The sequence below is a fragment of the Bacillus sp. 179-C3.3 HS genome, assembly GCF_047229225.1.
Lineage (GTDB): Bacteria > Bacillota > Bacilli > Bacillales > Bacillaceae > Bacillus.
This window is the reverse complement of the sequence record NZ_JBFEFT010000028.1, coordinates 16,348-30,763: the sequence shown is the minus strand read 5'-3', so window position 1 is coordinate 30,763 and position 14,416 is coordinate 16,348. Positions and strand designations below refer to the sequence as shown.

16 protein-coding genes are annotated in these 14,416 nt (G+C 41.9%); 13 read left to right on the top strand and 3 right to left on the bottom strand.

Annotated elements, in window-relative coordinates:
* The first annotated feature begins 25 nt into the window (after positions 1-25).
* The 3 genes from AB1K80_RS15280 (at position 26) to yunB (ending at position 2,602) form a co-directional block, all read left to right on the top strand.
* Complete coding sequence (locus tag AB1K80_RS15280) at positions 26-1,396, top strand: bifunctional metallophosphatase/5'-nucleotidase (RefSeq protein WP_412857647.1); 1,371 nt, start codon at positions 26-28, stop codon at positions 1,394-1,396.
* A gap of 72 nt (positions 1,397-1,468) precedes the next feature.
* Positions 1,469-1,774, top strand: a complete 306-nt coding sequence (locus tag AB1K80_RS15275) for a YunC family protein (protein WP_412857645.1) — start codon at positions 1,469-1,471, stop codon at positions 1,772-1,774.
* 57 nt (positions 1,775-1,831) lie between these two features.
* Complete coding sequence (gene yunB, locus AB1K80_RS15270) at positions 1,832-2,602, top strand: sporulation protein YunB (RefSeq protein WP_412857644.1); 771 nt, start codon at positions 1,832-1,834, stop codon at positions 2,600-2,602.
* A 581-nt stretch (positions 2,603-3,183) separates the two neighbouring features.
* Here yunB and AB1K80_RS15265 read toward each other — a convergent pair.
* Positions 3,184-4,140: a M23 family metallopeptidase gene (locus AB1K80_RS15265; RefSeq protein WP_412857680.1), complete on the bottom strand. Its 957-nt coding sequence runs from the start codon at positions 4,138-4,140 to the stop codon at positions 3,184-3,186.
* 310 nt (positions 4,141-4,450) lie between these two features.
* Here AB1K80_RS15265 and lipA point away from each other — a divergent pair, with 310 nt between their 5' ends.
* Entirely contained in the window at positions 4,451-5,347 is an 897-nt protein-coding gene (lipA, locus tag AB1K80_RS15260) for a lipoyl synthase (protein ID WP_008360456.1), read from the top strand.
* A 132-nt stretch (positions 5,348-5,479) separates the two neighbouring features.
* The gene (locus AB1K80_RS15255; protein ID WP_412857642.1) at positions 5,480-5,812 is read left to right on the top strand and encodes a hypothetical protein; all 333 of its coding nucleotides are present in this window, start codon (positions 5,480-5,482) and stop codon (positions 5,810-5,812) included.
* Positions 5,813-5,904: 92 nt separating this feature from the next.
* On the opposite strand, the gene AB1K80_RS15250 is transcribed toward AB1K80_RS15255, so the two are convergent.
* Positions 5,905-6,513, bottom strand: a complete 609-nt coding sequence (locus tag AB1K80_RS15250) for a YhcN/YlaJ family sporulation lipoprotein (protein WP_412857640.1) — start codon at positions 6,511-6,513, stop codon at positions 5,905-5,907.
* Between the two features lie 123 nt (positions 6,514-6,636).
* On the opposite strand from AB1K80_RS15250, the gene AB1K80_RS15245 reads away from it, so the two are divergent.
* The 3 genes from AB1K80_RS15245 to AB1K80_RS15235 are packed head-to-tail and all read left to right on the top strand — an operon-like array spanning position 6,637 to position 8,158.
* Positions 6,637-6,912, top strand: coding sequence for a YutD family protein (locus AB1K80_RS15245; RefSeq protein WP_039181199.1), 276 nt, complete (start codon positions 6,637-6,639; stop codon positions 6,910-6,912).
* 19 nt (positions 6,913-6,931) lie between these two features.
* Positions 6,932-7,366 carry a DUF86 domain-containing protein gene (locus AB1K80_RS15240; RefSeq protein ID WP_412857679.1) on the top strand — a complete coding sequence of 145 codons (435 nt, stop codon included), beginning with the start codon at positions 6,932-6,934 and terminating at the stop codon, positions 7,364-7,366.
* Between the two features lie 18 nt (positions 7,367-7,384).
* Positions 7,385-8,158 (top strand): TIGR01457 family HAD-type hydrolase, encoded by a 774-nt coding sequence (locus AB1K80_RS15235; RefSeq protein WP_412857677.1) that lies wholly within the window; start codon positions 7,385-7,387, stop codon positions 8,156-8,158.
* Between the two features lie 40 nt (positions 8,159-8,198).
* On the opposite strand, the gene AB1K80_RS15230 is transcribed toward AB1K80_RS15235, so the two are convergent.
* The gene (locus AB1K80_RS15230) at positions 8,199-8,699 is read right to left on the bottom strand and encodes a phosphatidylglycerophosphatase A (protein WP_412857638.1); all 501 of its coding nucleotides are present in this window, start codon (positions 8,697-8,699) and stop codon (positions 8,199-8,201) included.
* A gap of 132 nt (positions 8,700-8,831) precedes the next feature.
* Here AB1K80_RS15230 and yutH point away from each other — a divergent pair, with 132 nt between their 5' ends.
* The 5 genes from yutH (at position 8,832) to thrB (ending at position 14,388) form a co-directional block, all read left to right on the top strand.
* A complete protein-coding gene (gene yutH / locus AB1K80_RS15225) occupies positions 8,832-9,854 on the top strand; it encodes a spore coat putative kinase YutH (protein WP_412857636.1) in 1,023 nt (340 codons plus the stop codon).
* Positions 9,855-9,929: 75 nt separating this feature from the next.
* On the top strand, positions 9,930-10,898 hold the full coding sequence (locus AB1K80_RS15220) for a 2-hydroxyacid dehydrogenase (RefSeq protein WP_412857634.1): 969 nt from the start codon (positions 9,930-9,932) through the stop codon (positions 10,896-10,898).
* A gap of 222 nt (positions 10,899-11,120) precedes the next feature.
* Positions 11,121-12,422 (top strand): homoserine dehydrogenase, encoded by a 1,302-nt coding sequence (locus tag AB1K80_RS15215; RefSeq protein WP_412857633.1) that lies wholly within the window; start codon positions 11,121-11,123, stop codon positions 12,420-12,422.
* Entirely contained in the window at positions 12,422-13,483 is a 1,062-nt protein-coding gene (gene thrC / locus AB1K80_RS15210) for a threonine synthase (protein WP_412857632.1), read from the top strand. Before AB1K80_RS15215 ends, thrC begins: the two co-directional genes overlap by 1 nt.
* Positions 13,480-14,388 (top strand): homoserine kinase, encoded by a 909-nt coding sequence (gene thrB, locus AB1K80_RS15205; protein WP_412857630.1) that lies wholly within the window; start codon positions 13,480-13,482, stop codon positions 14,386-14,388. Before thrC ends, thrB begins: the two co-directional genes overlap by 4 nt.
* The last annotated feature ends 28 nt before the right edge of the window (positions 14,389-14,416 follow it).

Sequence of the window (14,416 nt, the reverse complement as noted above, 5' to 3'; positions counted from 1 at the left end):
GTGACAACTTGAGGGAGAGATCGTGATGCTGCAGAAGATCTGGATATATCACACAAACGACTTGCATAGCCATTTTGAAAACTGGCCCAAAATTGCTGCATATATTGAGGAAAAACGCCAAGTGCATGATCAGATGCTCTTATTTGATATTGGCGATCATATGGATCGCGTGAATGTAATGTCAGAAGCGGATTATGGGAACGTAAATGTTCAACTCCTCAATCAGCTCGGCTATGACGGGGTGACCATTGGAAATAATGAGGGGATTACGTTGCCTCATGACAAACTAGATCACTTGTACAAAGAGGCGCAATTTCCAGTGATTTTGTCTAATCTATATCAACATGGAAAGAGGCCATCTTGGGCAAAGCCATACCAGCTGTTGACGTTGGAAAACGGGCTCATAATCTGTATCTTAGGAGTGACAATCGCTTATACACCTGTTTATGAAAAGCTTGGCTGGGAGATAACAGATCCGTTTGACAGCATTCGAGATATGCTACATGAAGTAAGAGGACAGGCTGATGTCATTGTGCTTCTTTCTCACTTAGGAATTAACCATGACCGAGAAATAGCGAGAGATTACCCGGACATCGATATCATCTTAGGCTCCCACACACATCACCTTTTAGAACATGGCGAAATGCATAACGGCGTGCTGCTTGCATGTGCTGAAAAGTATGGTCACTATATTGGCTGCGTGGAACTAACCATAGATACACAGCACAACCAATTGGTTGAAAAAAAAGCCACTGTCCAATCAGTGGATCAGCTGATCAGTGAATCTGAAAAAGCCATCACCACTTTAAAGGAAGCGGAAAGAAATGCAAGGGTACTGATGCAGGAGCAAGTCGCATGGATTGAGACAAAGCTTGAGACGAAATGGTTTGATTCATCACCACTTCCTCAGATATTAACAGATGCCATAAAAGATTGGTGCGGGACAGATATCAGTATGATGAATGCAGGCATGATCCTGGATTCCTTAGAGGCTGGGGTGGTGACAAAAGAAGAGATCCATCGCATATGTCCACACCCGATTAACCCAATTCGCGTGACGCTTACCGGCAAACAGTTAAAAGAAACTGTGCAGCGTGCAGCCGAGGAGAAAATGGAACAGCTCCGTATCAAGGGCTTCGGCTTTAGAGGTGAATTGATGGGAAAAATGTTATATAGCGGATTAACTTATACAGTAGAGGAAGGAGAAATAAAACAGGTGAAGGATGTCTTTGTGAATGGCGATTTCATTCAAGAGAATGCGTCCTATTCTGTTGGAACCGTTGATATGTATACATTAGGTTCCCTGTTTCCTCATATACGTGACCAAGAACAAATTGAATATTTTATGCCTGAATTTTTACGTGATTTGCTGAGCTGGCGTTTGACAGAAGCGTAAGGTGAATTCCGCTTTAGCCTAACAACACTCGCATTCCCTTCACATAGATTGTGGTGAAGGGAGTGAAGGGATTTGGTGAATTTAACACCGATGACAATTGATGGCCATTCCTTTACCGCCGTCACCGTCAAGTTGCCGAAGACGAATTTCATGGCCGTGACAAATGAGCATGGATATATTATGTGCGGTGCACTTGATGTCGGGCTCTTAAATGAAAAGCTTGCAGATAGAGGAATCATCGCTGGGCGAGCAGTCGGTGTCAGAACCATTGACCAGCTGCTGGACGCGCCTTTAGAATCTGTCACATACGCTGCCGAAGCACTAGGAATCAAAGCTGGAACGATTGGCCGAGATGCCTTGTTAAAAATGGTGAAATAACATGCTATCCCCCCGCCTGTCTGCATACACTTGTAATGGAGAAGGGGGGATTTTTTATTGAGAATAAACCGCCGCTATCGCCCCTACAAAAAGGGCCCTTTGCCATTTCGTTATGTCATGCTGCTTGCTGTGTTATTTTTTGTCCTCTCAACAGTGATCAGTCTCTTTTTCATAAACCGTTCCATTAAACCGACACTCATCCATATTGCCGAACTTGAAACAGAACGAATTGCGAATCATTTGATTCAATATTCCGTTCAGGATTTTGCAGAAGATCAGGAGAATATGAAGGATATGATTGTGATGAATACAAGCGAAAATGGGAAAGTCACGACAATTGATTTGAATGCCCAAGCAACGTCGAAAGCGATGGCTGACTTGTCACGCCATCTACAAAAAAATTTAGAGGACATCGAGAAGGGGAACTTTCAAAAGAATGCGAAAGAAACCCTAAAGGATCAAACAGATGGCCATGACGGCATCATATACAATATTCCGCTCGGTCAAGTTTCCGGAAATGCCCTCATTGCGAACCTAGGACCAAAAGTACCGGTGCGGTTTAGTGTCATTGGTGATCCGCATACAGACGTTGAAAAAAACATCAAGCCTTATGGCATTAACAATGCCTTGATCGACATTAGTGTACTCATTGAGGTGAAGGTAAGGGTGATCATCCCATTTGCATCGGACACGATTGTGGTGAAAAATACTGTACCTGTCTCCATACAAGCCGTTCAAGGAGATGTCCCTGATTATTATAATGGCAGTGGAACGAATTCTAGTGCGCCATCGATTGTACTGCCTGAGAAGAAAGATGAAAAAGACTAACAGCCTAATGAGTGAATTGGGCTGTTTTTTGATGTGCTTTGGAAAAATAAAGCTGTTTTTATGAGTGGAATATCACCTGATGCAATCGCTATTCTATCATTAATTATTACCTAATAACCCACTTGATTCCATAGTGGTCACTATGTCATGATAAAATTTAACCATTACAGTGTTTGATTTTCGTTGGCGTTGGTATCTATTTTATATGCTGATGTTGGACTAGACCAATCGCGTGGTTAGCCTTAAATGCCCTTGATGATGACGATCGTCTGTAATGAATGCATGTGTGAGGGGGGATGAATGTGAAGAAACTGTATGTAAGTGGATGTTGTTTTTTAGTTTTTGCCATTTTGTTTAGTGCTAAATATATTTCAACATCGATATTATTGGTCAGGAATGACAGTTTGAGTGTCGATGTATACAGAGGGATGTTTGATATGATTCCACTAGAAATAACAGTTGTGTACCTCATTTTTTTAATCATGGGTATCCTATTTCTTGTTTTAGGAATGAAAGAGAAAAATGTGAAGTAGAAATAAAAAGGAGAAGGTTGCGAATTCGCTAAACTTCTCCTTTTTATGTTAATGACGTTTTCGTTCTGCTCTTTCCCATGCCCTTAAGTGAGGGTATGGATCAAACGACCATTCCGTTCGTCCGTTGTCTTTATACATCCCATAGTGAAGGTGTGGTGGAAACTTGCCTGCTGTCCCAGGGGGACCATAACCAGAGCTTCCGACAGATCCAATGACTTGTCCAGGTTCAACGATTTGGCCGGTTTTTAGCCCTTTGGCAAAGCCGTTTAAATGGGCGAAATAATGATAGTGATTATGGATATCCCTGATACCTATCCGCCAGCCGCCGAAGCGGTTCCAGCCCTTCATTTCAATGACGCCATATGATGTTGCACGGACAGGGAGGCCATAATGGGCAAATAAGTCAGTCCCTTCATGGATTCTTCTTCCGCCAAATCCTCTTGCATCTCCCCATGTATTCCTGTAGCTGTAATCTGTCCCTACTGGTAGAGGGAATGCATGCTGACCGAGATCAAGATGGCCGTAGTGTTTAAATAACTTCATAAAGGATGAAATAATCCCAACGGTTTGATCTCGTCCATAATAGTCCCATAGCGCAATTTTTAATTGATCCATCCCGCTACCGTAGAGAAGTAAATATTGTGCAAATGTGAAAAGAACATCTTCATCGTTATCACTTTCCGCCTTGCCATCCCCATCTCCATCCAGTCCAATACCGTCAAATACTTTGATGCTTAGGGGAGATGTATCCTGCTGATTCGGGTTCTCAGGACCGATCCACATTTCCCGGGGAATGTAGATGCCTATAACCCCTTTTTGTTTTGGTAAATCCTTTCTGCTTTTTCGTATATTTTGTTCATATTGATCAACAGCTGCAAGGACGTACCACGGGATTTGTGTGGTGATCGCGACTTTTTCATATAATGCCATACGCTGTTTCAATACATCTGTTTGATTGTTTGTTTTTGCATGAACAGGTATATGTACCATAGAGAGTGCAATCATGATGGCTAATACCACTTTCACAAACATCCATCTCCTTTCTTCCTACATCAACCTCTACCAATTAGTGTGGGTTGTACACTTCATTTCATAAGATGAAAATGTTAGTAATTTTCTCTATGCGTTTAGATGGTATTTTGGGTATTTTTCCTACTCACTCCCTTGTTGTTGAATCTGTACTATGTTAAAGTGTCTAAAGAAAAGGCTTTAGGCCGAAAATTCAATTTTTTGCAACGACTGTTGCATCCATCGTATATCGCAGGAAGTTTTTTTGTATATGCACCTTTAATGAATTCATATGGAGATGATGGAATTGGCAAAGAAGGAAGAGCACGTTAGAAAACCGGACTGGCTTAAAATTAAGCTGAATACGAATGAAAACTATACCGGCCTAAAAAAAATGATGCGGGAAAACAACCTGCATACCGTTTGTGAGGAAGCGAAGTGTCCGAATATTCACGAATGCTGGGCAGTCAGAAGAACTGCTACATTTATGATTCTTGGATCTGTTTGTACGCGCGCATGTCGTTTCTGTGCAGTGAAAACTGGACTTCCGACTGAGCTTGATTTGCAAGAACCAGAACGAGTTGCAGATTCAGTTGCTTTGATGAACCTTAAACACGCCGTTATCACAGCGGTTGCAAGGGATGATCAAAAGGATGGTGGAGCAGGGGTTTTTGCTGAAACCGTTCGCGCTATTCGCAGAAAAAGTCCATTCACGACAATTGAAGTTCTCCCTTCAGACATGGGTGGCAATTACGATAATTTGAAAACATTAATGGATACACGCCCTGACATTTTAAATCACAATATTGAAACAGTGCGTAGATTAACACCAAGAGTTCGTGCACGTGCGACATATGATCGTTCATTAGAATTCTTACGACGTGCCAAAGAAATGCAACCCGATATCCCAACGAAATCAAGCATTATGATTGGACTCGGTGAAACGAAAGAAGAAATCATTGAGGTCATGGATGATCTACTCGCCAATAACGTTGATATCATGGCGATTGGTCAGTATTTACAGCCTTCGAAGAAGCATTTGAAAGTTCAAAAATACTACCATCCAGATGAGTTCGCAGAGCTAAAGGAAATTGCAATGTCAAAAGGCTTTAGCCACTGTGAAGCTGGACCGCTTGTCCGTTCTTCCTACCATGCAGACGAGCAAGTAAATGAAGCGTCAAAGAAACGTCAAGCGCAAGCATAACAATGAAAACGCCAGAGTGCTCTGGCGTTTTTTCTCGTGTTCATATTCTGAACCGATTAAAATTCGTCAAGGTGACTCTGGATATTTTTGAGATGGATAAGGCGAAATATGAAGCCGATAGGAGTTTTTATGTTGAAAAAACGATTGGTATTATTTTTAATTACCATTGTATTCAGTATTTCTGGCTGTTCTTCTTTTAAAGGGGAAGACAAGAGTACTAAAGAAATGATTGCTTATCAATCTTTGACAACGGATGAACAAAAGTTAATTGAGGTGTCTCCAAAAGATTCGAAAGTTGAAAAGGTGAAAGTGACGAATGAAATGAAAGAGAAGTTAGAGTCATCTTATCGAGGCGAAAGTGTTTATTCTGTCATTTTTAACGATACAAATACAAAAGAGCATGGTGAGTTAGTTGTTTACTTAGATGAAGATGGCAAATCTGTTGTAGGTAAAGGGTATTATTAATAAGTTGTTTCGTGAAGCAAAAATCAGGCGCAAGCATAACAATGAAAACGCCAGAGTGCTCTGGCGTTTTTTCTCATTCATATTGAGGCGATTCATCGCATGGATCGATCAGCATTCGTCATTCCGTTTTCATTTTCTTGTTGAGAAATATCCCCGCCTTGAGGTGAATATTTCATTTGTTGAATCGTTTTGCTTAAAATTTGATCAAAATCACGTGAATTGGTTTGAAGACGTGAAAAATTGGCAATGGATTGAAAGTGTTCTGGGTTATCAGAGACGTATACATGATAATAACGAGGGAGAACAGAAACCGCTGTTTTCTTCACTTGATCGGCTGATTCATCTCGGTTTTTGTTACCTGTTCGATACACAATCAGTGCATCCTCATCTGTGATCAGTGTCGCTGCATCTTTTATATTTGGCAGCTGCACAGCTAAACTTGTAATGACATGGGCAAGGTGCTCACGATTTAAAGTAGGTGTTTTTTCTTTCTGATCTGTTATTTGCTGCCGTTGGTATCGAACATATCCTGCTCTATTTGTATCTGCTTCTGGCATATTGGATTGATTTCCTTCATGACGATCAGACAACCGGATGGTTTTACTTGAAGAGTCTTCATCCACTTGTCGGTTCATCCCTGATTGAAATCCGCATCCGCCTAAAAGGATGCAGAGGAGAATGCTGGCCGTCAGTCGTTTCATATTAAATAGGACCTCCTTTTTTCTTTAGCTTCGGCTAAAATTGAAAAAACATGCTTTAGCAATTGATGGAGTTCTTCCAATGAATTATCATTAAAGGTGGATCGTTTAAAAAGAGGTGAGAAGATGATCGTCATTCAGAATGCAACCTTTGATCTTGTAAGAGATATCAAAGACGGTTTTAATGAGGAAGCGTTTAAAGCAAGGTACTCCGATATTTTAAATAAGTACGATTATATTGTGGGCGATTGGGGTTATAATCAGCTAAGGTTAAAGGGGTTCTTTGATGACCAAAACCAAAAGGCCACATTTGATACAAAAATTAGCACACTCGACGAATATATTTATGAGTACTGCAATTTTGGCTGTGCCTATTTTGTCTTAAAACGAATCAGAAAATAACGCAAAGGGGAGCGTCATGATGTATTTCGTAGACAGAAATAAAATAGAAGAAACATTACGTTTTTTCGAGGAGCAATTTGAATTGATGCGTCGACATCAAAACTGGACAAGTCCAATCGAAAAAAAAGCATTGGAACGAATCGTTCACTTGCTTGTCGAATGTATTCTCGATACAGGGAATGACATGATTGACGGCTTTATTATGCGAGATCCGGGAAGCTATGATGACATTATGGATATTCTTGTTGACGAAAAGGTCGTACCAACCGAGGAAGGCAGCCAGCTCAAAAAGCTTGTCTCATGCCGCAAAACACTTGTTCAGCAATATCAGGAAGTGGCTCACCGCGACCTATTGCAGGTGATTAGCGAGGTAGAAAAAGCGCTTCAAGTGTTTCCAATGCGAATTCGGACGTATTTGGAGCAGGAGCTAGGGCCCGTATCAGCATTTAAATAAACAATGGAGTTGTGAGACATCATGAAATACAAAGGCTATTTAATTGATTTAGACGGTACAATGTACAAAGGAACAGAAAAGATCGAAGAAGCTGTAGCGTTTGTTCAAACGTTAAATGAACGTCAGATTCCATATTTATTTGTTACAAACAACTCATCACGCACCCCAAAGCAGGTAGCGGAGAAGCTTGTTTCTTTTGATATTCCAGCGACAGAGGAACAAGTTTTTACAACGAGTATGGCAACGGCGAACTATATTGCAGAACAAAAGAAAGATGCCTCTGTCTATGTCATTGGGGAAGAAGGAATTAAGAAAGCCATTGAAGAAAAAGGACTCGCGTTTGGGCAAGAAGATGCCGATTTCGTTGTTGTTGGAATCGATCGAGACATTTCATATGAAAAGTTGGCGATAGGCGCAATTGCCATACGTTCAGGTGCACAATTTGTATCAACGAATGGCGATATTGCCATTCCGACAGAAAGAGGGCTGTTACCAGGGAACGGCTCGTTAACGTCAGTGTTGACCGTGACGACGACAGTACAGCCGACTTTTATTGGAAAGCCAGAGTCTATCATCATGGAACAAGCGATGCGTGTGCTTGGGACAGATGTATCTGAAACGCTCATGGTGGGTGACAACTACGATACAGATATCATGGCAGGCATGAATGCAGGAATGGATACATTGCTTGTTCATACAGGTGTAACCACAAAAGAGTTGCTTCAGAAATATGATCGACAGCCAACGTATGTGATTGACTCGCTATCAGATTGGACCAAGCGATTATCATAAAAAAAGAAGACGTGCATCACGCACACGTCTTCTTTTTGTTTTATTCCACATTTCTCGCACTGTGTGCCAGCCTACTTGAAGCTGCCGCAGCGATTGCACCGACAATGTCATCTAAAAAGGTATGACATGCGCCTGTGGATTTATCGTTTAGTTTTCCGAGGATTCCTGGTTTTTCTTTATCGATATATCCGTAATTCGTAAAGCCAATCGATCCATAAATATTCACAATGGCAAAAGATAAGATTTCATCTACTCCATAAAGGCTTTCGTCTGTTGCAAGGATGGTTTGGAGCGGCTCAGTCAGCTTCTTTTGTTCGGTTAAGACATCTAATTCAATACCAGTCAAAATTGCATTTTGCACTTCACGTTTTGCGATAACACGCTCCACATTGTGGATGCATTTTGTCATGTCTAACCCAGGATGATACCTCTCCTGTAAAAAGTAGACAAGGTCTGCTATATCTTGAATGGTTACGCCTCGCTCTTGTAAACGGCGTCTTGCTGTTTGTTCTACTTCGTTCATCTCATGATGATGTGGCATTTTCCTCACCCAATTCTCGTAATTTGTCCACAACGTGTAAAAAGCACCGGATAGTAAATAGTATTCATAATTCGTTCAACCTGCGACTACGATATGATAAGAGATGCATTAGATGAACGCAGGTGAAAAAGAATGAAAGAAACCATTTATCACACATTTGGTATTGATGTTCGTCAGTTTATGTCATATGGCAACTATCAAAGCTTCCAAACGGCCAACGGTCTGTTCCTTATTGTTCCTGTGTCTCACTTGCGAGAAGAAGAAATCACGGAACTTTATCATATCAGTCAGTATTTACTGAATGACGGTGACCCATACGTCGCAGTGTTTGAATTAACGAATGAAGAAAAGCCAATCTTTACCCATGGAAAGGAGCGATATGCTCTTTTAAAGGCAGCACCCCCTATCACAAGCCGATCATTTCAACATGCGTCAGAGCTAGCAGCTTTTCATAAAAGGGGAAGAGGGTTTCCTTATGAGGTATCTGAAACAAAGAGGGTAGGCGTGTGGAAGGAACTATGGGCAAAACGATTAGATCAGCTTGAAGGTTTTTGGATGCAACAAATGCATCACAAGCCACTTGAACCATTTGAACAGAAGTTTATTGAATCTTTTCCTTATTATCTAGGGCTAACGGAAAACGCTATTCAATATTTAGTGGACACAGAACTTGACGATGAACCGATGGAATGTGACTCAGGTACGGTTTGCCATCAACGCTTTTCAAGAAAGACATGGCCACATATGCAGCCCCTTCGTTTACCCATCGACTGGGTCTTCGACCATCCGACAAGAGATATGGCGGAATACTTAAGAGAAACCTTTGTACAGCATAAAGAAGATTTAATGGAAGAAGGGTTTTCTTTTTTACAACAATACGAACAAGTCACACCACTCTCATCCTTTTCAAAGCGTCTTTTATATAGCCGTCTTTTGTTTCCACTGCACTATTTCGAAATTGTGGAAGGTTACTATATGTCAGGTGAAAATGACAAAACGTATTATGAAGAGCGATTAGATTACGTCTTAAATGATGCCAACCGCTATGAATTTTTCCTGAAGGTATTTCAAGAAATGAGTGCTACGCGGAGCGGTGGAACTCTAATTCCTGCCATTGGGTGGATTCAACAAACGGGTGATTTGAAGATTCTGTGAATCAGATGAAACGTCTCTTTTCTATTGAGGCGTTTTTCGTTATGCTTAAATAAATTGATATAAGGAGTGTTCTTCTTGACGAAACCATATGTATACATCACACGAAAGCTAGATGAAACATCACTTACACCATTAAAAGAAGTCGCTCATATTGAGATGTGGCCGCACGAAGAGATGCCATGTTCAAGAGAAGAGTTGGAAAAACAAGCGGCAAAAGCTGATGGGCTTTTGACCATGTTGTCAGATCAAGTGGATGAGGCGCTTTTATCAAATGCACCGAACTTAAAAGTGGTGGCGAACCTTGCAGTTGGCTATGACAATATTGATCTCCAAGCAGCTAATAAACACGGTGTGCAAGTATGTAACACACCAGACGTTTTGACAGATTCAACGGCTGATTTGGCTTTTGCCCTTTTGATGGCATCGGCTAGAAGGATTGTTGAAGCGAGTGACTGGATTAAGGAAGGAAAATGGACAGGCTGGGGACCGCTCCTTCTTGCTGGAGCTGATGTTCATCACAAAACGCTTGGTATTGTTGGAATGGGGAGTATTGGAACAGCCCTTGCCAAGCGTGCAACGGGCTTTGATATGAACGTGCTTTACCATAACCGTTCAAGAAAACCGGAGGTCGAAGCAGCGTTAGGTGTGACCTATGCGTCCTTTGATGAATTGCTAACAGCATCTGATTTCGTTGTCTGTCTCACCCCATTAACTGAAGAGACGAAGGAGATGTTTAATGACAAAGCATTTGATCAGATGAAACATACAGCTTATTTTATCAACGTCTCAAGAGGACAAACCGTAGATGAGGATGCCTTATATACCGCTGTCACAACAGGGAAAATTGCGGGAGCAGGTTTAGATGTCTTTCGTCACGAACCTGTCAGTCCGTCTCACCCGTTAACGACATTAAGCAATGTGACTGTTCTTCCTCATATCGGAAGCGCAAGTGTCGAAACGAGAAAAACGATGATGCATCTTTGCGCTGAAAATATCGCCCTTGTGTTAAATGGTCAACAAGCTAAAACGCCAGTTCACGTCTAAAGAAAAGCTTCCGACATTCGGGAGCTTTCTCGATAAAAATATTTTGAAAATATAGAATCTTGATATAAATAGATGTTAAGCGGTTTCATGATGATATTCTTATGTTTAATTCTCTTGTCAAAATGAGGATACACCTTTATAATGTGTGTACATTGAATGTCTGTGTAAGGTTAACAAATGTCCTTTTAGAGAGGACATTTATGGAGAAAGGTGGAATTTCAGGTGAAGGCAATTCGTGTTGGACTACTAGGATTAGGAACAGTGGGAAGCGGTGTCGTTAAGATTATTCAAGACCATCAGGATAAATTAATGCACCAGATCGGCTGTCCGGTATTAATACAAAAAGTGCTTGTGAGCAATCCCGACAAAAAAAGAGACGTGGATGTGGCAAGAGAGGTCTTCACAACTGAAGTATACGATGTGATTAAAGATCCTGAGGTCGACGTCATTATTGAAGTGATGGGCGGCGTTGAGGAGACAAGACAATATTTAATTGATGCGTTAAACGAAAAGAAACACGTCATCACAGCAAATAAAGATTTAATGGCACTGTATGGTACGGAACTTTTATATATCGCAAAAGAAAATGGTTGTGATCTTTATTATGAAGCAAGTGTCGCTGGGGGGATTCCAATCCTGCGTACATTAGAAGAAGGATTGGCTTCTGATCGTATCACGAAGATGATGGGCATCGTAAACGGCACAACCAATTTTATCTTAACGAAAATGAATGACGATAAAAGCGCATATGAAGATGTTTTAAAGGAAGCGCAAGATCTAGGCTTTGCGGAAGCAGATCCGACTGCTGATGTAGAAGGGCTAGATGCGGCAAGGAAAATGGCGATCCTTGCGAGACTAGGATTTTCAATGAATGTTGATTTAGAAGATGTAAAGGTCAAGGGAATCTCTGATATTTCTGATGAGGATATCAACTTCAGTAAGCGATTTGGCTATACAATGAAGCTGATTGGGATCGCCCAAAGAGACGGGGAGAAAGTGGAAGTCAGTGTCCAACCAACCTTGTTGCCTGATCAACACCCGCTATCCTCGGTCAGCAATGAATACAACGCGGTCTATGTCTATGGCAGTGCTGTTGGGGAAACGATGTTTTACGGACCTGGAGCAGGAAGTCTGCCAACGGCAACGGCTGTTGTGTCTGACTTAGTGGCCGTTATGAAAAACATGCGACTTGGCGTGAATGGAAGTGGCTTTATCTCACCGCAATTTGAGAAGAAAATCAAGTCACCGTCCGAAGTTTTCGCGCAACAATTCCTGAGAATTCATGTGAGAGATCAGGTAGGCGCATTCTCCCGCATTACATCTATATTCTCTGAACGAGGCATCAGCTTTGAGAAGATTCTTCAGCTTCCAGTGAAAGGGCATGATGAGCTTGCGGAGATTGTCATTATTACACATCAAACATCTGAAGAAGATTTTTCAAATATCCTGCAAAAATTAAACGATCTCGACGTCGTGGTTCAAGTGAAAAGTACGTATCGAGTAGAAGGGAACGGTTTAAGCTGATGAAGTGGAATGGACTCATTGAGGAATTTCAAGAATTTTTACCAGTAAATGAAAATACACCAAAACTAACATTAAATGAAGGGAATACACCTCTTATTCATCTCGCCAAGCTTTCTGAAAAGCTAGGAATTGAGCTTCATGTGAAAACAGAAGGTGTGAACCCAACTGGTTCTTTTAAAGATCGAGGCATGGTCATGGCAGTCGCCAAGGCAAAAGAGGAAGGCAATGACACCATCATGTGTGCTTCTACGGGAAATACGTCAGCTGCAGCAGCTGCTTATGCGGCTCGTGCGGATATGAAGTGTATCGTCATTATTCCTGATGGAAAAATTGCCTTCGGTAAGCTGGCGCAGGCAGTGATGTATGGAGCCGAAATCATTGCCATTGATGGGAACTTTGATGATGCCTTGAAGATTGTTCGCAGCATTTGCGAAAAAGCACCGATTGCCCTTGTAAACTCAGTGAACCCATATCGCATTGAAGGGCAAAAGACGGCGGCATTTGAAATTTGTGAGCAACTTGGATCTGCACCAGATGTACTCGCGATTCCTGTTGGAAATGCAGGGAATATTACTGCATACTGGAAAGGCTTTAAGGAATACAATGAGCGAAAAGGAACGGGCCTCCCTATCGTGCGTGGTTTTGAAGCAGAAGGTGCAGCAGCCATCGTTCGAAATGAAGTCATTGAACAGCCAGAAACAGTGGCAACGGCGATTCGTATTGGGAATCCAGCAAGCTGGAAGCAGGCAGTTCAAGCCGCAGATGAATCAAATGGGAAAATTGATGAAGTCACAGATGAAGAAATTCTTCATGCATATCAATTGATCGCGCGTGAAGAAGGCGTGTTCGCAGAGCCAGGCTCATGTGCGTCTATTGCGGGTGTCTTGAAGCAAGTGAAAACGGGAGAAATCAAACCAGGCAGCAAAGTGGTGGCGATTTTGACAGGAAATGGATTGAAGGATCCAAATACAGCCATCGATATTTCACAAATCAAACCGGTCACGCTCGATGCAGATGAAGATCAAATCCTTGCACATTTAGAAAAGGCTGCACGCGTATGAGCAAAGCCTCCATGCTTTTTTCAATCACAGTACCGGGAAGCACTGCCAACTTAGGACCAGGCTTTGATTCAGTTGGAATGGCACTTAGCCGTTATCTGAAGCTATCAGTCTATCAGCATGATAGCTGGCTGTTCGAAGCAGAATCAGATGTCGTGTCAGATACACCGACTGGCACCGACAATCTGATTTATCAAACAGCCAAAAAGGTCGCTGATGACTTTGGAAAAACACTCCCGCCTGTTCATGTCAAAGTGTGGAGTGATATTCCTTTAGCACGAGGATTAGGAAGTAGTGCTGCTGCTATTGTCGCGGCGATAGAGCTTGCCAATCAGTTGCTCGGTCTGAATATGTCAGACGAACAAAAACTGTTCTATGCAAGCGAGATAGAGGGACATCCTGACAATGCAGGTGCCTCTTTATTTGGTGGCTTACTCATCGGTCTTCATGAAGAAGACAAGACGCATGCTGTCAAAGTCAAACAAGTGGACGTTGATGTTGTGGTCGTGGTTCCTTTTTATGAAGTATTAACAAAAGATGCCCGTGATGTGTTGCCGAAACATGTATCTCACCAACACGCAGTGAAAGCCAGCGCAGTAAGCAATGTTCTTGTGGCTGCCATCATGACGCAGAATTGGCCGCTTGTAGGTGAGATGATGAATAAAGATTTATTTCATCAGCCTTACCGCACCATGCTTGTACCAGAGCTGTCGAAGGTCGAACATGTCGCTTCATTAAAAGGAGCATATGGAACAGCTTTAAGCGGTGCAGGGCCAACAATTCTTACGTTAATTGAAAAGGGAAAGGGAGAAGCTTTAAAAGAGCAGCTCGCTCAAAATTTCCCGCATTGTGAAGTAGACCTATTGACGGTACCAGAAGACGGTGTCGTCGTTGAACATCATTCTTAGAACGTGTGGCATGAACGCACGTTCTTTT